We start from the raw sequence: 18218 nt of genomic DNA, 5'->3' as shown, positions 1-18218 counted from the left end.
AGGGCGCTACATTGTTCATAAATAACAAGCCATCAATTTTTATATGGTTTTTAAATTAAAAATTTACGGCGGAATAAGGGATCAAATAAGCTTGATGTAAGGAAATAGGGGGTAGGTCTTTCTTTTTTCCTTAGCGAAAATAAGGGGAGTATAAGAAAAGGGGAAAGCTCCTTGACCCTTGATTCCGTAATATTCTTCATTGGATTCTCCTTGCGATAAGGTTGGTAACTTTACCATATTGTCGCTTCTGGTAGCTGGGTAGAAGGAAGTATGAGTTTTATATCATTGCTTGCTAAAAAGGTTAATAAATATTCGAAATAAATTGGGAAGTGGGGTTAAATATGGCTATATTTGTTAGTATGTGAACACTGCCAGAATATCCAAACTCTGGATCAGTAATCAATCAAATTAATTCCAGAGCAAGAAAAAGGATTTATAAACAGATTTGAATGTTCTGTATGAGCACCTAATCAAGATAACTAAGGAATATGCAATGTACAAAACCGTTCATTTTTATAGTAACAATTTGAAGCTGGAAGGGAAACTGGAAGAACCGACTGGGAAATGTCTTGGTTATGTTTTATTTGCTCATTGTTTTACCTGCGGTAAAGATATAGCTGCTGCAAGCAGAATTGCCAGTGCTTTGGTCTCAAATGGGTTTGCGGTGTTACGCTTTGATTTTACAGGCTTAGGCAGCAGCGAAGGTTCCTTTTCAGAAACGAATTTTTCTTCAAATGTTGAAGATTTAGTTGCTGCTGCTGACTATTTAAGATCCCATTATCGAGCTCCTGTTCTGCTGATAGGTCATAGTCTTGGAGGTGCCGCTGTACTGCTTGCAGCCAAGAATATTTCTGAAGTAAAGGCAATAGCCACTATTGGCGCGCCTGCCAGTGCCCACCACGTTAAGCACCATTTTTCTGCTGATTTAAGTAAAATAGAGTCTGATGGTGAAGCTCAAGTTACGCTTGGTCCACGCTCGTTTACTATCAAAAAACAATTTCTGCAAGATATTGATCGGTATCAGGACACGATTAATAGTGATGCTGGTAAAGCGTTACTCATTTTGCACTCCCCCATAGATAAAGTGGTATCAATTAAAGAGGCCGAAAAAATCTATAAAGCCGCCAAGCATCCAAAAAGCTTTATCAGTCTTGATAAGGCTGATCATTTGTTAAGTGACAAAAGGGACTCCCAATATGCTGCAGAGGTTATTGCTGCCTGGGCCAGCCGTTATTTAACTCCTTCATCAGAAGAGCAAAGTGGTTGAGTAGGGCAAGCATCTCCCTTTTCCTTAGGCAAATAATTGGTTGTACTAAGGGAAAGGAAAGACTTGCTCTTTCATGTGGAGTTAATTATCTGTTTTGGTTTCCCCGGTATTGGGATCAATATGCAGTTCCTTTTTTTCGTGGCTGGCTGTTTCACCTTTTATTTTGTAAACACCCTCATCAAACTCAATTTCAATGATTTTGAATTTACCTTCGTTTTCAATTTTTTTGGTAATGTCTATGATTGAATATTTTGGTTGTGGATGTTCTTGCTTTTTGAAAATTTTGCCTGTGGCGGGATCAAGTTGAATTTCAAACTTAACGCCTTGCTCATTGCTGCCTTCGACAGTCAATACGCCATCGTCAATTTCAGCATCATGAATGTTTTTATACCCCTGGTCAGACAACTGTTGAAGAATAGTACTTAATTTTACAGTAGAGGTTTCCTCGGCTTTTGTTGCTTCGGCCATGGCAAAAGGAGCAACCAATAGTCCTGAAAATAAAACCATGGGTTTAATGTAATGTTTGATATCTGGCATCATGCTTATCTCCTATTGATAGTGTGGTATTAAAATCCAAAATAAATCGCAAAAAAAGAGTCGTTTGATGAGGTTTGGTGTTTAAAAATCATTGTTTAACTATAGTCATTTGAATGATGGAATGCAAAGTTACTTTGATTTTACAATGGATTTCGACTCTTATAGTACTTACTTCGTATTCAATAGCTTAAATTTTGATTTCATCTTCTTGAATGTAAAATATAGAGCAGCCGTAATTGCACCTGAAATAATTCCTATAAAAAAATTAATTCCTATAGACATCATTGCAGACAGATTTTCTGTGAAATGATGAATGGCAGTTATTTGATGAGTAATAATACCCCCTCCTACTAAAAACATGGCAATTGTTCCTGCCACGCTTAACATTTTCATAAGTACTGGTGCTGTGCCAATCAAAAGAATTCCAATTTGTTTAAGCAGGTGCTTTTTTCCCCGTAAAATGAAGCCCAGATCATCCAATTTCACAATGCAGGCAACCAAACCATAAACACCAATGGTCATAATTAATGAAATCAAAGTTAATACCGCTATTTGGTTAACCAAGGATGTTGCTGCAACCGTGCCTAATGTGATGACAATAATTTCAGCCGATAATACAAAATCCGTCCGTACCGCCCCACGAATTTTTTCTTTTTCAAATTGGTGCATGTCGATGGTTTGTAAATCCAGTTTATTTTTTGCAGTCTCATTTTTTTTATGGAAAATTTTTTCTACAATTTTTTCAAAACCTTCAAAACACAAATACAATCCACCCAAAATCAATAGGATACCCACCAGAGATGAAGCGAAAAAATTTATTAAAATCGCTAAGGGAATTAATATTAATTTATTAATAGCAGATCCTTTGGCCACTTCTCCTATGACAGGTAATTCTCGGCTCGCATGTATGCCTATTATTTGCTCAGCATTGAGTGCCAAGTCATCACCCAATACGCCTGCTGTTTTTTTAGTTGCCACTTTAGTCATGGCAGCAATATCATCTAGTGACGCTGCAATATCATCAATCAGTGTTAATAAACTTGTTCCTGCCATATTGACGCCGAGTTTAATTTAATGATTACACTAAATACTAAAGCAAATTCAAAGCAATGCAAAAATATGTCTTATCTACTTCTCGAAGATTAGAACCTGATAATATAAAAAGATTGTATCCTGCTTTCCAAGAATTGAATTTTGAATGCATCGCTTGCAAGATGCGTGAGTAGTGTCAAGTCTTTCCTTTATCCAAGTCGAACTAAATAGGACGAAACCCCCAATCTCTTCGTTAAAAAAAGTTATTAATTCGGTTATTTAGTTTATCTAAACAACCTCATTAAAATCATTTTTTGCTATCAATCGGATTAAATGCAGGTTAGCTCTTGATCCCTGATACTTTTATTTAGACCCATTAATTTTGGAAGATGCCAATTCATTTGCACAACGAAAGTCGTCCAACATTTTTTTATATTCATCAGTTGTTTTGAAAGTATTCGTGGCCATCTCATAGAATACAAGGGCAGTGATTGATAAATTTAGAAATAGTTTTTATTCTGCTACCCACAATTAGATCATGCAAAAATTCAAATGCAATTCTTACTTCTTTGCCATCTCGTTCTGCTTCGATTTGAGAATAGTATTTTTCTGATACATCACCCCCAAAATAATCATATTCAACAGCAAAATGTTGTTGTATTTCCGGGTTTACCCTTGGGCTATTACCAATCTGTTCTTTCGGTAAACCTAGCCCAAGTAAAACGCAATCAAAAATCGCTTGGCTTATCTCAAAAGGCAGCTCTGTAGGGAATTCGAGTATATGCGCACTATGGTTACAGACTCTATTACAAAAGAATTCTCTATAAAGTGGATGATAGTTTACTGAGAAAGGATTGTGTGTTGAAGAACGGTTTAAAAAGTTAGTTACATTTCCATCTCTGTCTTTCCATAAACTAAATCCCATTAGTTTTCCTGATTTGCTACCAAGTTTGCTAAGGCCTAGTATTGTTGCCGCTTGTTGTATCTAAATACCTATATAACCTTGTCCTGGTAAACCTTCATTAAAAAGCAGAATGGACTCTTCCGTTAGTTTTAAGAGAGAGGGCCATGAACAATTTAAAGTATAGGCATTACAAGGCAGCATTTTATGCTAGAAAAAGATGATGAGCTTATATGGTAACAGATTGCTTATTAAGTGGCTAATATTGCCTTTTATTATCATAATTAAGGTTGGATTAGTGGGCTGATAATCAATTAAATGGGGGGAGAGTATTGTGTATGTTCAGTGCCCAGATCCAAATCAAGAGGTGTATCTAATCTACTCAATATAGAATCCAATTCCTGCCTTTTACTTGGGTCTACAGTATATTCAGCGCTTACAAAAGGTTTAAAAAATGAATATCCAAAGTAATTGGTGCCTTTCGTTAGTTCGAGTTTTATTTCCTCTGATTTAAGATAGTTTTTAAAGTCCTGTAAGCAGAAATCACCACTATTTGCGTTAGAACCGACTATTAGCGCGCTTTTGTTAAGTTTACTGGCAAACTGTACTAAATCATTCCCTACTGGTGATTCTAAAAGAGATTCTATAGCATGTTGGTTTTTACTTTGAACAATTTGCAGAAGTGCTGTGGCTTGTTGTGTATATTCAGGATTACTACTAATTTGATTTTTTAACAAGGTTATAATTTTCCTATTGATAATTGGGTCATCTTGCCATGAGCATCCTTTATCAATAAACAGTTTTGCTACGTCATATTTTTTATTTGCGATAGCATAAGTTAAAGCGGTTTCAGCTATACTTGCATCAACTGAGTACTTTGTTTCTGGTGTTCTACCATTTAGTATGCATGGTGTACTATTGATAAATGACTCAATCATTTTCAACCTATTGCCATCTATGAGCTCAAATAGGTAACTGAATCCAAAAGTTACGTCTTTACCCAGAACTTCCATTTCTTCATTTGAATAATATTTAGGGGAAAAATCGCCACCAAAATAATCATTTTCGACAATAAAGTGTTGTCTAATTTCTGGATGAACACGCTTGCTATTGCTGACTTCTTCGGTTGGAAAACCTAAACCATTTGCTAGGCAATCGAAAATTTCTTGACAGATTTCTCGTGGTAATTCTCTTGGAAGTGCTAATGAATGGGCAGAATGATGTGATACCTTATCGTTATAATACTCTCTATAAAACTCATTATACTTTACTGAGAACATATTTTGGCTTGAAGATCTGTTGCGAAATTCTTTTATATTCCCCTCATCGTCTTTCCATATACCAAATCCCATAAGCTGCCCATTAACACCTCCTTTTAAACCTAAACCAAGAGCATTTGTTGCATAAGTGTGGAGATCACCCGTCATAGTCCCTAGAGGTTGTTGTGACTCGAGATATTTTGAGAATTTTTTTCCATATTTGTTTAATCGCTCTTTACCATCATCTTTATTAAATGATGGTAATAAATGTATCTCTCCTGTAGATATGTCTAAAATTCCTATATATCCTTGATTAGGTGAACCTTCTTCAAACAATTTCTTGGAACGTTCAGTTAAAGTCAGATGTTCGGGGAAAGGATGTTTGAGGCTATATGCCTTCATTTCAAGTTTTGGCATAATACACAACCATCAATAGTTATTTGCTATAGCTATATGATTATGATAGTACCATAATGAAAAATTAACAAACAATTAGATCAGGATATATACAATATTTTGTGAATCACATGACAAATAAATCAAACAAATTACAAACAAATATAAATTTATAAACGAATTAATGGGGTTTATACGCAACTAAGCTATTGATACTTGGATCTTGATCTTCTAATGTGTCTATTGCATCAAGTTTATAGGTATCTAATTGTTCTAGAATATTATTTAATGCCTCCTTTTTCTTTGCATCTATTGTTTGAGCTGGAGTAACAAAAAAAGAAAATATTGAATAACCTAGAAAATTTGTGCCTTGTGTAAGTTTTAATATCATTTCTTCTGATTTAAGATTAGATATTATAAGGGCTACGCATGAAAATTCACAATCAGAGAGTATTTCTTCAATAACATTCATTTTATTATTTTGCTCTGCATAGGTAATTATTGCTTTTCCCTGAGGCGAGTTAAAGAATTTCTTTATTTCTAAAGAGTTTTTCTCTTTTATAAATTGCAATAACTCTTGAGCTCCTGTAGCACCTTGGGGATTAGATTCAATTTGTTGTTTTAATAAATAGATGATTTTATTGTTGACAGCGGGATCATCTTGCCACGATGCTCCATGTTCAAGAATGATTTTGGCTGCTTTATATTTCTTATTTTTTATAGCGTATGTCAAGGCTGTTTCTACAGCATTTGGGTCTCTGATGTAACGGGTTTCTGGAGTCCTACCACTCAAAATGCAAGGTGCTTCTTTAATAAATAATTCCAGTGTTGATAGTCTATTGCCATCAATTAGTGACTTTAAAAATTCAAATCCAGTCCAGACTGATTTATCATCATGATCATTAGGGTTTGCTGAAAAATATTTACTGGAGAAGTCACCAAAGTAACTGTCTTCTACAGTAAAATGTTGTCGAACTCGCTCATTAACTCTCTTACTTACTCTAACATCTTCATGAGGCAAGTTTAAGTCCCGGGTTAAGCAATCATAAATTTGCTGAGAAATTTCTCTTGGTAATTCAATATGAAGTTCGAGCAAATGCGCGCTATGATAAAAAACTTTATCATTATAAAATTCCCTATAAAGAAGAAAATGCTCTAACACAAATTTATTATGAGAAGTGGATCTATTCAGAAACTCTTCAATATTTTCTTCATGATCTTTCCAAACTGAAAATCCTAAAAGTTTACCAGATTGTCCCCCAAGATGACTTAAACCAAGATGTTTAGCAGCATCTTCATGGAGGTAGCTTCTCATCGTATGCAGAGGTTGTTGTGAGTCCAAATAATCTGAAAATAATTTATTATATTTATTTAATCGAGATTTATTATCATCTTTATTAAATGCAGGAAGCAGATGAACTTCCCCATTGGTTATATCCAATATACCTATATAACCTTGTCCAGGTACTCCCTCATTGAATAATCTTCTTGATCTTTCTGTTAGATTTAATTGATCAGGAAAGGAATTTTTCAGACGATAAGTTTTCATTTCGAGCATAATAAAACGCTTATATAGAAATTACATTGATTTTTAATTGTACTATTTTTTTATAAATTAATCAATATCATAACTAATCTCGTGTTGTAACAAAATGAATTCAGAATTTATAAATTTGATGAATATTTCAATTAAGATATTTCAGTATTTATAATTATCAAATCAGAGACTGTTTAACTTGAAAAAATCGACTGAGACCCTAGTGTACTTATTACTCACTATCATGAGATAGAGGGGTTTTTGTTAATGTTTTGAGTTGACTCTGTTTGGATTTTTCATCCAACATTTTTTGCTTGGATCTTCTGGACCGTCGTTTCTTTTGGCGTTTTATTTTTGCCAATCATGAAGTCTCTTTGTTATCCCATAAAATAATGCCTTTAAAGCATTATAATAGCTGAATTCAATCAAAATAATTTTTCTTGATTTGAAGACATGAGTATATTACTTAGTCGTGTTTTTTATAAAAAACCGTGCAATTTCTTCAGTTAAATGAGTAAGGTTCGTGTTCATGCTCTGCACAAGCGTTTCAATACTGATTAAATGGACTTTAATATGGTAATAAGCATTTCCTTTGTAGATTAACTCTTCTTTTCGGTAAATAAGGTATTCGGCTCTTAAAATACTGTTACCATGAATATCAATTTCAAATTGTGAAATCATTACTTGAAGATGATAATCCGGGTGGAATTTATTGTTCCAAGGTGAGGTCTGAACTACTACTCCTGGCATTAAAGTTGAAAGATTAGTAGTTAATACAAGAGTAATATTCTTATCCAAGGCCCCAGCCCATTGGTTAAACTCTTCGAGAGTTAGGTGATGAGGTGTCTGGTGAATCATTAATTGAGGTTTTTTCATATAATCAGGAATACTCACTTCATCAACACCAATCTGTAAATGATTATAGGAGTTACGGCTGTTTTTTTGAGGGGAAATAGGTGTTAATAAATAAAATTGAGTTTCTTTGCTTCGACCACAATCGCAGAGTGTTAAGGCAATGAGCAAGATTAACAGGAACTTCACAGGTTTCTTTCGAAGCTCAATATAGCTAGAAAAAGGCGAGGATGCGATGCTCTCAAAGGGGGAATATATAAAAGAGGTTCGAACACTACTTAGCCAACTCAGATCTCTGATGCAATAGAATTTTAAAAAATGCCTATTGTTTTTCATCTTTTGCCTCGAAGTAAAGATTCAGGATATCGAGACAAATAATCTGTCAAATTTTGAGTGGAGTAAGCTGCACTGGTAATTTGTTTTAAGCTTTGATTTAAATAAGCAACAACAGTGGGCACATCTTGGTTTAGACTAGAGGCTAGTTGCCCTAAATTTTCAGAAACTTTTTGTATCGCCTCTAAAGTATCTTGAATTTCTTTGGAGCGAACTAATTCACTGACGTCTTCAAAAGCCTTTTTCGCGGCCTCAAACGCTTCTTCCATAGATGTATATTTTTCAGCCGAATTGTGAGTCGGGAAAACAGGATAAGAACGATAGTATGTTTGTTTATATTTTACCGCTGGGGTTGGCTTAATCAACTCAATTTCAGCAACGCCCGTTAACAGGTTTGGTTTGGTGATGTTTGCTACATACCCATTATCAATAAGCAGGTGAATAGGGTCTTGGCTAAAACCATAGGTTCTCTCGACAAAAAACTGGACGTAAACAGGAATAAGTACTTTACTGTGCTCTTTATTTTCAGTGATTTCTATGACTTTGACTTCACCGATCTTCACACCTCGATAGGTTACTGGGGCAGTGGTGACTAGCCCTTTTAAAGAGCCTTTGAAAAACATGACAAAAGTTTGTTTTTGTGCGCGTTTGTATTCTATATAAAAAAAAGTACCGCCTAGAATCATTAAACATAGGGCGCCTACTATAAAAATACCTACTAATGTATAGAATCGTTCGTTATGCACGTCGTCCCTAAAACGTAAGAGTAATATACATACTGGCAATGATCAGCCAGAATGAGCCACGCGTTAAAATTCGAGAAACTGCTTTTCTCAAATAAATATGTCTAATAGATGCTTCATAGTAATAATAACCAGAAGTCAACCCAACTATGATGCATAAAATCAATGTCTTAACGACCGAGTATATCAGATCAAATAAGGTTGTCGAGCTGACAACATAGGATAAAAATTCATTGTTTGTAAACCCTAGCATAAAATGAAAAGTGAGATAAAAACTAAAAAAAATAGCGGATACAAGATAAACGTATAACAGTAAGGAGGCAATGTTCATACCTACAATGATTGGTAATACTTGAGCAAGGATAATTGCCTCTGGATTCTCCTGGTAATGCTCCAAACGGGTGTTAACCATATGCAAGGCGGCTTGGATACATAAAATGAAGCCAATAAGTACCGGTAATATTTCATGGGTTAAAATATTTTGAACAATGGGAAGTACTCGTTGATGTAGCTGAAAAGGTTTTAAGAGCGCATAAACCGTTTGTGAAACAGTAGCGCCTAATAATATACCAATAAAACTCAGTAGAATAACAAGCCGCGCTCCAGAATAGTAAATCATTTCAAGTGTGTTAGGCCAGACGATGGACAGTTTGCCAAAAATAGCTTTGATAGTGCTATCAACCAAATGGCCTAAAAATCGAAACGCGAGCTCAAGCGAATGGAGAAAAGTAATAATATGCTTCGAAAAACGGCGAAAAACATACATGGCTAATCCATTAGTCCTCTTTCAAAATGCCTCGACAAGAATAATAGCTTCGTTAGCAAGATGCTTGTATCAGGCAAAAAGAAGTTAATTCTTAACTTAATAGCAGTGAGACGTATTGATCTTTTACTACAACCAAGAATAACACTCTGTTTAGTTCGTTGCTAGTGATATTCGGGTGAGTGGAGGATCAAAATAAGGTTGTAAATATAATAAATATCGAAGAATTAAGTAGAGGCATTCGGTAAATATCGGGCCAAGACCCGAACTACAATGGTTCACATGGCTAGGCCTTGGGATCAGCGCTTAAATTCTCTTCCTCCGAGTTTTGTTGTACAGCACTTTGACTGGGTTGGGCAAAGAATTGAAAAGCACGGCGATGTGCATGCTGTTTCTCAGCTTTTGTGTCACTCTCAATAAAATAATCCACCAGATCATGGGCAAGAGAAGTGATTGCAGCAAACAAAAGGATTACAGTTAAGACTTCTATAAGCGCTACAGATTTTTGCGATGCGAAGAGGATTAAAAACACATAGGACGAAAGTATGCTGGAACATAGTAATTCTTCAAATAGCTTAGACATAGAACTTGCTGTAACTCTTCCTGACATCATTTGTGCTATCTCTTGATGATGGCGTTTTTTATCAAGACGAAATAATGTATTCGTTATTTCTTTGGTACATTCTGGCAGATGTCGAATTAAATCACGCCAACCATAATTTGATTGTGAAAGAGCAAGTTTTGATTTGGCATCAAGAAACTCAAGAATCATTACCTTGATTTCAGGAGGTAACTTTTGGAGCCCAGGCTCTGTGGGGTCGTATTTTGCTTTCATAGTGAATAACCTAAATTATTTATTTTCTGAAAAAATTAAAATTTATTTTAGGTAGTTTTGCATTGTGTCAAAAATGATTTATTTGTATAGGAGCTATATAAAATATTGATATGCGGGAGTAATTAATGCGTTTTCATTAAGTCCAATCGGTAAACACGCTTTTATTTTGAGCAAAAATGGATAAAATGCCTGCTTTACAATAAATGGGGTTATCTAATGACAACGCTTTACATAAAAAATTTAAGATATAATGAAGTAGCAGTCTGTCGTGCCTTATTTGAAGCTGCTGAAAAGACTGAAGAAGGAATAAAAACCAAGAGATATGGCATGCAAATGACGGCTGATATGCCTGGTTTATGGTCTCCTCTTTCTAATTATGACATTGAGAATGATCTCAGAATGGCAAGAATTCAACGCAATGGAAGAGTGAGGGAAATTGGATATTTGACAGTTAATCTTGTATTTCAATTTGATAGCCTCGATGTTACAGAGTATGAAACAAAATATGGCATTTCAGCAAAAGACGTTTTAGAAAAAGCCGGCTTTACATGCAGTCAAGATGCTGCGGGTTATTCTGAGCCTGTTTCAACTTTAACAAGGTTATTAGGCCAAGAAAGCAAACCCGAAAAACCAACCCAAACAAGTGTTGTTAATACCTCATTTTTTTCTCTAAAGAGTGTGGATACAGATAAAAGATTTACCAAGTCGACAAAACCAGGAATATTATACGAGGCAAGATCCTACGGTAAAATAGAAGATGATACTTTGAAAAGCTATGGTTTTACCGACGGACAATGGGAAAGGCAGAAAGAAGGCATCGAGAATATAGTGATTATTAAAAAACTCACTCAGAGTATTTCTCCAAGTCCAGCCATTTTGGGTGAAGCTGTTGATAATATTCCAACACTATCCTAAAGGGCATCAAATTTAAAATACTGAAATTGAAAAACAATGGTCTATTATCAATCAATTTCGGTATTTTATATTTTTTGCAATAAATTCTATTACCTCAAAAATAAGCAAAAATCATTGTAATAGCTGAATTAATCAAAATCATTATCATTGCTTATGGATGATCTGATAAGTTGAATGATTTTTTTACTGACAGGATTATTATGTTTTTCAGGTCGATAGACAAGACAAATCTCATCTCTAAACACAGGCGCATTGAGTAATTTTTTAAGGTGTTTGTAGGGATAGGTGACCCTCGTAGGTAGAATGCCATACCCAAGACCTAAGGCTGTGAGTTTGGCTACAACTTCAAGACTGGTAGAATTAATTACGCCATTGAAAGTTACTTTTTTGCCAATTTTTTTAAGGATGTATTGTGATTGGGCAAGTTTTCTATCATAAATCAGTTTGTTTTGTGCATCATTGGCATAAAAGACTGTCACTTCATCCGTAGACAGCTTTATTATAACGAGATCAGGGTGTTGTATGGGGTTCACAACAATACCAAAATCGGCTTCCCAACTTATCACTTTTTCAGTCATCTCTCTTGAATGACCATGAATGAAATTAATGCCAAGCCCAGGATAGTTCACTTGCAGTTTTGGCATAAAGTACTGGAGAGTGTAAAGCGCAACGGAAGGGTGAAGGGCTATAGTATAGTTTCCCTGAACAAAACCTGATTCAGGGTTTGCTATGTTTTGCACCTGCTCCCATTCATATAATAGACGGTGAGAGCGCCGCTTAAACTCCTCTCCAAGTTTTGTAAGCTGGATTCCATTTTTAAGCCTGATAAATAGTAATCCACCAAGTTTGTTCTCCAATCTCTTTATAGAATAACTAAGCGCAGGTTGAGATATTCCAATAATTTCAGAAGCTCTTGTCATATTGAGCGTATCGCTGGCCGCTATGAAATACCTTATATCATCCAACAATAAAGACATAACTCATCAACTCCACTTTAGGTATAAGTAAAATTTATCACAACAATTAAAATAAATCATTTTAATTATTTGTAGAAGATCTGTACTCTCTTTTTCAGGAGGGAAGGAAAATGAAGAATACAGCGTTTTTAATTACAGAGAATCATTACCCTAAAGATTATCGACTTAAAAAATCACCCGATAGTGATTCTGCTATGGGGGTAGCCAAAAGAATATTAGCTAAAGTAATGATTTTTCGCCGTGTCCCGGAAACCATTAGCTTATGCGACACCGGATGCCAAAAGTGCGCTTCACCCCATTTGCCAAAAATCATCTCGGCAGTTAATAAAAATGAGCCGGTTACTTTTATATTGCCGGCCTTCCCGGGAAAATCTCCCAACCCTGAAAAAGTTCTGGGGCCCCTGCCAGATCATGCGGAACGCCTTTCTCTTAATTTTTTGGGAACACTTTGTCAGCGAATAAAAAATTTTTATACGCCGGGAATTAAAATTATTCTGTGTTCCGATGGAAGGGTTTTTAGCGATGTGGTTGGAATGAATGAGAGTGATGTCACAGCCTACCAGCTTGAGCTGGATAGGCTTATAAAAGAAATGTCCCTTGCAGACCTGTCCATTTTTAATCTTGATTATTTTTATAAAGATTTTCATTTTGTACAAATGCGTGACGAACTCATGAAAAGCTATGGACAGTCCCTGGATTTCCTTAAACAAAAGATCCGTAATGGCGCAAAACCCTCAGCAAGCCCCGATGAGCAAGAAGCCAACCGTATGTATAGCGGAATCACGCGTTTTCTATTTGAAGATGCCATGCATGCCGGTCAAACCAAAAGTCGTACTGCTATCCAAAAAGAATCTCGTTCTAAAGCCTATGAGGTCATAAGAAGAAGCAACGCCTGGAGTGCGCTCATTTCCGAACACTTTCCCAAGGCAGTTCGGCTGTCTATTCATCCACAAACTTGCGGATCAAAAAAATTAGGGATTCGGTTAATAGGAAATGAAAGCTGGATGACCCCTTGGCATGGCGTTGCCGTTGAAAGCAAGAAAGGGTATGTCTTGCTGAAACGCTCGGAAGCGGAGGCTTTAGGCGCAAAATTAATTTGCTCCTCTGATGGTCGGCGCAGTCATTATCAATTGATGGTAGAGGTGTGACATGAATTATAAAGTGACTCCTATAAAACCATTTGGAGTACTCTTGGAGCCAGTGAGCGAAAAAACGAAGGTGACTGATGTCGATATAGAGAACATGCGCCATTTATTTGCAAAGAATCAACTCGTTGTATTAAGAGGCTTTTGCGCCTTTCAAAATGCGGAGGATTTTTCTAATTATTGCGAGTTGTGGGGAGAAGTCAGCCTTTGGCCATTTGGCAAGGTACTGGAGTTAATTGAGCAAGAGGATCCGGAAGATCATATTTTTGATCATAGTTACATGCCCTTGCATTGGGATGGTATGTATCGACCCCAAGTGCCTGAATATCAGATTTTTCATTGTGTGAAAGCGCCTTTGCCTGGACAAGGAGGAAGGACTACTTTTTCAAACACAATTTTAGCGTTACAGTTTGCCTCTTCAGAAATCAAAGAATTATGGAATAAGGTGAGTGGTACCTACCAAAGGAAAATGGAGTTTTATAACAGCAAGACGGTATCACCAATTATCACGAAGCATCCTCAAAAGGATTTTTCAGTCATTCGCTACAATGAGCCTCCCTCTGCAGACAAAGGTCATTTTGTAAATCCACCCGATATTGTATTTACCGGTATTGATCAGGAAGAGTTGGATTTCTTCCACCGAAGTTTAAATAAAGCGCTTTATTCAGCGGATAATTTTTATGCTCATGAGTGGCAAAACGGAGATATAGTCATTGCAGATAATTTTTCTTTATTACATGGCAGAGAAGGGTTTGTCTCCAGATCGCCTCGCCATATCCAACGCGTTCATGTTTTGAGTAATCCGCCTTTTGATAACCCGGGTCTGGAGTCGTATCAATGAGCGCACAAGTTGCAGACGTTGTAATTGTCGGTGCGGGTCCAGTAGGGCTCATGTGTGCCTATTTGGGACAACTTTGTGGTATCCATACCGTGATTGTGGATAAGTCTGATGGTCCTTTAGAGGTTGGTAGAGCGGATGCCCTTAACGCGCGCACTTTACAACTTCTCGAACTAGTTGATTTATTTGATAAACTTTATCCTTTAGGAAAGACCTGCAATACCAGTTCTGTTTGGGCAGATGGACAATTCATTTCCCGACAATCGTCATGGTGGGAGGAATTGGAGGGTTGTTTGCATAAACATTTCCTTATGCTTGGTCAATCCTATGTAGAAAAATTGTTAGATGAGAAGCTGAAGGAAACTGCGGCAGCAGTAAAACGTTCAACAGCGATTGTCAACATTGAGATTAATGAAGCAGGATGTCTTACGACTCTTGTCAATGGAGAGCGTATTCAGTCACGCTACGTCATCGGAGCCGATGGGGCTCGTTCCTTTGTTCGCAACCACTTTGCAATATCTTTTGAGATCATACGGCCACAAATTATATGGGCGGTCATCGATGGCATGATTGACACCGACTTTCCAAAAGTTCCTGAAATCATCGTGTTTCAGGCAGAAACTTCAGATGTGGCCTGGATTCCAAGGGAAGGGGAAATCGACAGGTTTTACGTAAGAATGGATACTAAAGACTTTACCTTGCAGGAAGCAATGGACAAAATTAATCATGCCGTGCGGCCCCATTCCTTAAATTTTAAGGACATTGTCTGGTTTTCACAATTTTCAGTTAAAGAATCTGTCGCAGAGAGTTTCTTCATTCAGGATCGCATTTTTCTTGCCGGTGATGCTTGCCATATTCATTCGGTAAACGGTGGGCAGGGTCTTAACACTGGTCTTGCAGATGCGTTTAATCTCATGTGGAAATTGCACATGGTCATGCATTTCGGCGCTCCCAAAGAACTTTTGCACAGTTATGAAGCTGAGCGTAAACCAGTAGCTCACGGTGTGATAGAGACTTCCGGTGAGCTTGTGCGCTCGACCAAGTATTCGCTTAATGGAACCCATGCCCAAGACTATGTCAGGATTGTGCAAAAGCGCGCGGGTTATATCACGGGGATGGGGATTCGTTATGGAGAAACAGGTTTATGTGGTTCTCGACTCTTTGATTTTGAAATTTTTAATGGCATTGCCAAGACACGGCTATATTCTCTTCTGGATTATATGAAATTCACTTTACTTATCTTTGGTGATTGTGAAGTCGAGTCACAGCCTCCGGAGTTTGTCAAAGTCATTCCAATATATCCAAACCAATGCCAGGAAAATTTTTGGACCGATAATACACACTATGCAAACCAGGCTATTTTAGTAAGGCCTGACTCCTACATCCAATACGCTGTACCGCTGGATAAAATTGAATCCTTATTTGAGTTGGCGCAGTTATGAAGAAAAGCCTGATTTTTTTAGCAATAGGTATGTTTACAGGAGGTTGCAATACATTTCTGATTGCTGGTCTGCTTCCTCAAATAGGCGAAACGCTTGGGCAGCCGGTTGCAGTAACTGGGCAAGGAGTGAGTCTATTCAGTTTGACTTATCTTCTTTCAGCGCCACTTTTTTCTCTGATTTTTGCTAATCAGCCGGTAAAGCGTATGGTTCAGCTTGCGCTTACTGTCTTCATACTTGGCAATTTAATAACGCTACTTTCTGAAAATATCGTGCTGTTTTTAATTGGAAGGTCTATTGCAGGAGCAGGAACCGGGATTTTTACGCCCTTATGTGTCAGCATTGCCATTCATTTTGCCTCTCCATCTGCCAAAGGACGAATTTTAAGTTTTATCTGGAGTGCTAACAGTGCGGGTGTAGTATTTGGCGTTCCTGCTGGAGTTTACTTATCCTCCTTGTTTCATTGGCAGTTATCGATTGCCAGTCTTATTATTTTAAGTTTGCTTGCATTGATTGGTTTTTCAATGCAAAAGATTGATATAAAACTACCCAAACCTTCGCCATTTGGAGGCAGGCTTCGTCTTCTGGTCGAGCCAAAAACGCTATCGGTAATTGGAATTACTTGCTTTACCGCCTTGGCAAGTTTGGGACTATACTCGTATGTCACACTGATTCAATCAGGATCCCCTAATTCGCTCAGTATGACGCTATTGAGTTGGGGACTGGGAGGATTTATAGGAAGCTCACTGATTGGGGTGTTTATCGATCGAACGGGTAAACCACGGGTTATTATGGCCTTAATTTTGGTTGGCCTCATGTTTGCTCTGATTGCCATACCATTCACCAGGAATCTGCCTTACCTGGGATTAATCCCTTTTTTTATGTGGGGTGCTTGCGGATGGGCTATAGTGACTCCCCAGCAACACATTTTATATGAATTACATGAAAATCAGGGAACTATCCTTGCCGCGATCAATTCATCGGCCTTGGGCTTGGGGTCAGCTTTGGGAACGTTGCTTGGCGGCTTATTGATTTCCTCTGGATTCAGGGGAATCTATCTTCCTTTTTCTGCTGCCACTTTATTGTTTTTCGTATTGATAATGCAGCTGATAGTAACTAACACTTCACATAAGGTAAATAACATATGAACAGGCCTGTTGTCATTGTCGATCCATTATCATCAGGAATAGAGTTGGCTCCTGCCTTTAAGGCTCGAGGGATACCTGCTATTGCAGTCACGCATAAACCTCTGGATTGGATTGGATTTGGAGCAAACATGCAAATCTCGGATTTTATCGAGATTATTCCAGACCAAGCAAATCTTGTGGAGGTACTTGCAAAATATGACCCTATTGCCATTATTCCTGGTACTGAGGAAGGAGTCCCTCTCGCGGAAGCATTGGCGATAAACTTGACGCCTCAATTTGCCAATGATCCTGAAAAATCACAGAATAGATTACATAAGGCTCTGATGCAAAAAGCGCTGCAGGAAGCTGGAGTTCCTGCCCTTAAGACGCTCAATACGGCATCTGAAAATGAGGTTGAAGCCTGGATCAGGACAAACGGATTAATTGATTCTCCACTTATTATTAAACCCCCAGTATCTGCTGGCAGTGATAAGGTCTTTCATATTCCAGCCAGAGGGGAGTGGAAAAAAGCATTCAACCAGGTTTTATCGGAGCCATCTAAAATTACCGGTAAAAACAATGAAACCGTGGTTGTGCAAGAGCAGGCTATAGGAACTGAATTTGCTGTAGGTACAGTGAGTGCTAATGGAAAACACTATTTAGCACATTTAATCCAATACAATAAAACATCCTTTAATGATCGCAAAACGGTATACGACTATGTGGAATTTGTGCCTTATAGCGAAGAAATATATGGTGAATTATTTGATTATACGAAAAAGGCATTGGACGCTTTGGGAATTCGCTGGGGGGCTGCCCACAATGAAATCATGCTCACTAAGGACGGACCTCGCCTCATAGAAACAGGCGCCAGAATGTGTGGTGGCCCAGTGGTTGGCTTTGCTCGAGAGGCGACAGGCACTAGCCAGGCCGATAAATTAGTGGAAATCTATGTAGATGGGAGTGTTTCAGCAGAAGAATATGTATTTAAAAAAACGGTTGTGCCTGTATTTTTGAAATCACCCGCGAAAGGCAAAATTTCGAATGTAGAAGCTTTCGCCGATCTATCGAAATTACCGACTTTTCTTAATGAACATATTTGGTTTAAAAATGGTGACCTTGTTCCACAAACAGTTGATTATTTAACGAGTATTGGAATTATTGGGTTGGCTGGAGACCGCGACTCCATTTTATTGGATTACGAAAAAATTCGAAGCATGGAGTCGAAATTAGTTATCCAAACATTTTAGGGTTTCTATTGCTGAACTTCTATGACAATATTTTTCCTGTCTTTTATGGTCTTTAACTGTTTTTTGCAGTGA

General features: G+C 37.3%; 18 protein-coding genes and 1 pseudogene. 7 read left to right on the top strand and 12 right to left on the bottom strand.

Annotated features, from left to right (window positions below; translation table 11 throughout):
* Window positions 1-50: 50 nt before the first annotated feature.
* Window positions 51-200, bottom strand: a complete 150-nt coding sequence (locus OQI99_RS11060) for a hypothetical protein (RefSeq protein ID WP_265731969.1) — start codon at window positions 198-200, stop codon at window positions 51-53.
* A gap of 293 nt (window positions 201-493) precedes the next feature.
* Here OQI99_RS11060 and OQI99_RS11055 point away from each other — a divergent pair, with 293 nt between their 5' ends.
* On the top strand, window positions 494-1267 hold the full coding sequence (locus tag OQI99_RS11055; RefSeq protein ID WP_265731968.1) for an alpha/beta hydrolase family protein: 774 nt from the start codon (window positions 494-496) through the stop codon (window positions 1265-1267).
* An 81-nt stretch (window positions 1268-1348) separates the two neighbouring features.
* Here OQI99_RS11055 and OQI99_RS11050 read toward each other — a convergent pair whose 3' ends face one another.
* From OQI99_RS11050 to OQI99_RS11010, 10 genes and pseudogenes are all read right to left on the bottom strand, one after another.
* A complete protein-coding gene (locus OQI99_RS11050; protein WP_322783719.1) occupies window positions 1349-1804 on the bottom strand; it encodes a PepSY domain-containing protein in 456 nt (151 codons plus the stop codon).
* Between the two features lie 168 nt (window positions 1805-1972).
* Window positions 1973-2857: a DUF808 domain-containing protein gene (locus OQI99_RS11045; protein ID WP_265731966.1), complete on the bottom strand. Its 885-nt coding sequence runs from the start codon at window positions 2855-2857 to the stop codon at window positions 1973-1975.
* A gap of 448 nt (window positions 2858-3305) precedes the next feature.
* Complete coding sequence (locus tag OQI99_RS11040) at window positions 3306-3761, bottom strand: hypothetical protein (RefSeq protein ID WP_265731965.1); 456 nt, start codon at window positions 3759-3761, stop codon at window positions 3306-3308.
* A 290-nt stretch (window positions 3762-4051) separates the two neighbouring features.
* Window positions 4052-5413, bottom strand: a complete 1362-nt coding sequence (locus OQI99_RS11035; protein ID WP_265731964.1) for a hypothetical protein — start codon at window positions 5411-5413, stop codon at window positions 4052-4054.
* Between the two features lie 160 nt (window positions 5414-5573).
* Window positions 5574-6941, bottom strand: coding sequence for a hypothetical protein (locus OQI99_RS11030; RefSeq protein WP_265731963.1), 1368 nt, complete (start codon window positions 6939-6941; stop codon window positions 5574-5576).
* Window positions 6942-7161: 220 nt separating this feature from the next.
* Window positions 7162-7290 (bottom strand): annotated as a pseudogene (locus OQI99_RS16205) (peptide chain release factor-like protein); the annotation flags it as partial.
* 101 nt (window positions 7291-7391) lie between these two features.
* The gene (locus tag OQI99_RS11025) at window positions 7392-8117 is read right to left on the bottom strand and encodes a PqiC family protein (protein WP_322783702.1); all 726 of its coding nucleotides are present in this window, start codon (window positions 8115-8117) and stop codon (window positions 7392-7394) included.
* Window positions 8114-8800: an MlaD family protein gene (locus tag OQI99_RS11020; RefSeq protein WP_322783718.1), complete on the bottom strand. Its 687-nt coding sequence runs from the start codon at window positions 8798-8800 to the stop codon at window positions 8114-8116. Before OQI99_RS11020 ends, OQI99_RS11025 begins: the two co-directional genes overlap by 4 nt.
* A gap of 67 nt (window positions 8801-8867) precedes the next feature.
* Entirely contained in the window at window positions 8868-9623 is a 756-nt protein-coding gene (locus OQI99_RS11015; RefSeq protein ID WP_265731960.1) for an ABC transporter permease, read from the bottom strand.
* Window positions 9624-9906: 283 nt separating this feature from the next.
* Complete coding sequence (locus OQI99_RS11010) at window positions 9907-10455, bottom strand: F-box protein (protein ID WP_265731959.1); 549 nt, start codon at window positions 10453-10455, stop codon at window positions 9907-9909.
* Window positions 10456-10644: 189 nt separating this feature from the next.
* Between OQI99_RS11010 and OQI99_RS11005 the strand changes: the two genes are divergently transcribed.
* Window positions 10645-11370 carry a lpg0172 family Dot/Icm T4SS effector gene (locus tag OQI99_RS11005; protein WP_265732368.1) on the top strand — a complete coding sequence of 242 codons (726 nt, stop codon included), beginning with the start codon at window positions 10645-10647 and terminating at the stop codon, window positions 11368-11370.
* 128 nt (window positions 11371-11498) lie between these two features.
* On the opposite strand, the gene OQI99_RS11000 is transcribed toward OQI99_RS11005, so the two are convergent.
* Window positions 11499-12347, bottom strand: coding sequence for a LysR family transcriptional regulator (locus tag OQI99_RS11000; protein WP_265731958.1), 849 nt, complete (start codon window positions 12345-12347; stop codon window positions 11499-11501).
* Between the two features lie 110 nt (window positions 12348-12457).
* Here OQI99_RS11000 and OQI99_RS10995 point away from each other — a divergent pair, with 110 nt between their 5' ends.
* From OQI99_RS10995 to OQI99_RS10975, 5 genes are read left to right on the top strand one after another with little or no spacing between them, the layout of a single operon-like run.
* Window positions 12458-13495, top strand: coding sequence for an isocyanide synthase family protein (locus OQI99_RS10995; RefSeq protein ID WP_265731957.1), 1038 nt, complete (start codon window positions 12458-12460; stop codon window positions 13493-13495).
* Window position 13496: 1 nt separating this feature from the next.
* Complete coding sequence (locus OQI99_RS10990) at window positions 13497-14333, top strand: TauD/TfdA dioxygenase family protein (RefSeq protein ID WP_265731956.1); 837 nt, start codon at window positions 13497-13499, stop codon at window positions 14331-14333.
* Window positions 14330-15772: an FAD-binding protein gene (locus OQI99_RS10985; protein WP_265731955.1), complete on the top strand. Its 1443-nt coding sequence runs from the start codon at window positions 14330-14332 to the stop codon at window positions 15770-15772. The genes OQI99_RS10990 and OQI99_RS10985 overlap by 4 nt, the downstream gene beginning before the upstream one ends.
* On the top strand, window positions 15769-16917 hold the full coding sequence (locus OQI99_RS10980; RefSeq protein ID WP_265731954.1) for an MFS transporter: 1149 nt from the start codon (window positions 15769-15771) through the stop codon (window positions 16915-16917). The genes OQI99_RS10985 and OQI99_RS10980 overlap by 4 nt, the downstream gene beginning before the upstream one ends.
* Window positions 16914-18146 carry an ATP-grasp domain-containing protein gene (locus tag OQI99_RS10975; protein ID WP_265731953.1) on the top strand — a complete coding sequence of 411 codons (1233 nt, stop codon included), beginning with the start codon at window positions 16914-16916 and terminating at the stop codon, window positions 18144-18146. Before OQI99_RS10980 ends, OQI99_RS10975 begins: the two co-directional genes overlap by 4 nt.
* The last annotated feature ends 72 nt before the right edge of the window (window positions 18147-18218 follow it).

This window comes from Legionella sp. PATHC039, from assembly GCF_026191275.1.
GTDB lineage: Bacteria > Pseudomonadota > Gammaproteobacteria > Legionellales > Legionellaceae > Legionella > Legionella pneumophila.
The sequence above is the reverse complement of the archived record's forward strand: the minus strand, read 5'-3'. Positions and strand labels throughout refer to the sequence as shown.

Bases quoted from the DNA above. Each gene is read 5' to 3' on its own strand.
- OQI99_RS11010 (WP_265731959.1), bottom strand. From the start codon at position 10,455: ATGAAAGCAAAATACGACCCCACAGAGCCTGGGCTCCAAAAGTTACCT.
- OQI99_RS11050 (WP_322783719.1), bottom strand. From the start codon at position 1,804: ATGCCAGATATCAAACATTACATTAAACCCATGGTTTTATTTTCAGGA.
- OQI99_RS11045 (WP_265731966.1), bottom strand. From the start codon at position 2,857: ATGGCAGGAACAAGTTTATTAACACTGATTGATGATATTGCAGCGTCA.
- OQI99_RS11035 (WP_265731964.1), bottom strand. From the start codon at position 5,413: ATGCCAAAACTTGAAATGAAGGCATATAGCCTCAAACATCCTTTCCCC.
- OQI99_RS11000 (WP_265731958.1), bottom strand. From the start codon at position 12,347: ATGTCTTTATTGTTGGATGATATAAGGTATTTCATAGCGGCCAGCGAT.
- OQI99_RS10975 (WP_265731953.1), top strand. From the start codon at position 16,914: ATGAACAGGCCTGTTGTCATTGTCGATCCATTATCATCAGGAATAGAG.
- OQI99_RS11025 (WP_322783702.1), bottom strand. From the start codon at position 8,117: ATGAAAAACAATAGGCATTTTTTAAAATTCTATTGCATCAGAGATCTG.
- OQI99_RS11040 (WP_265731965.1), bottom strand. From the start codon at position 3,761: ATGGGATTTAGTTTATGGAAAGACAGAGATGGAAATGTAACTAACTTT.
- OQI99_RS10995 (WP_265731957.1), top strand. From the start codon at position 12,458: ATGAAGAATACAGCGTTTTTAATTACAGAGAATCATTACCCTAAAGAT.
- OQI99_RS11060 (WP_265731969.1), bottom strand. From the start codon at position 200: ATGAAGAATATTACGGAATCAAGGGTCAAGGAGCTTTCCCCTTTTCTT.
- OQI99_RS11020 (WP_322783718.1), bottom strand. From the start codon at position 8,800: ATGATTCTAGGCGGTACTTTTTTTTATATAGAATACAAACGCGCACAA.
- OQI99_RS11055 (WP_265731968.1), top strand. From the start codon at position 494: ATGTACAAAACCGTTCATTTTTATAGTAACAATTTGAAGCTGGAAGGG.
- OQI99_RS11030 (WP_265731963.1), bottom strand. From the start codon at position 6,941: ATGAAAACTTATCGTCTGAAAAATTCCTTTCCTGATCAATTAAATCTA.
- OQI99_RS10980 (WP_265731954.1), top strand. From the start codon at position 15,769: ATGAAGAAAAGCCTGATTTTTTTAGCAATAGGTATGTTTACAGGAGGT.
- OQI99_RS10985 (WP_265731955.1), top strand. From the start codon at position 14,330: ATGAGCGCACAAGTTGCAGACGTTGTAATTGTCGGTGCGGGTCCAGTA.
- OQI99_RS11015 (WP_265731960.1), bottom strand. From the start codon at position 9,623: ATGTATGTTTTTCGCCGTTTTTCGAAGCATATTATTACTTTTCTCCAT.
- OQI99_RS10990 (WP_265731956.1), top strand. From the start codon at position 13,497: ATGAATTATAAAGTGACTCCTATAAAACCATTTGGAGTACTCTTGGAG.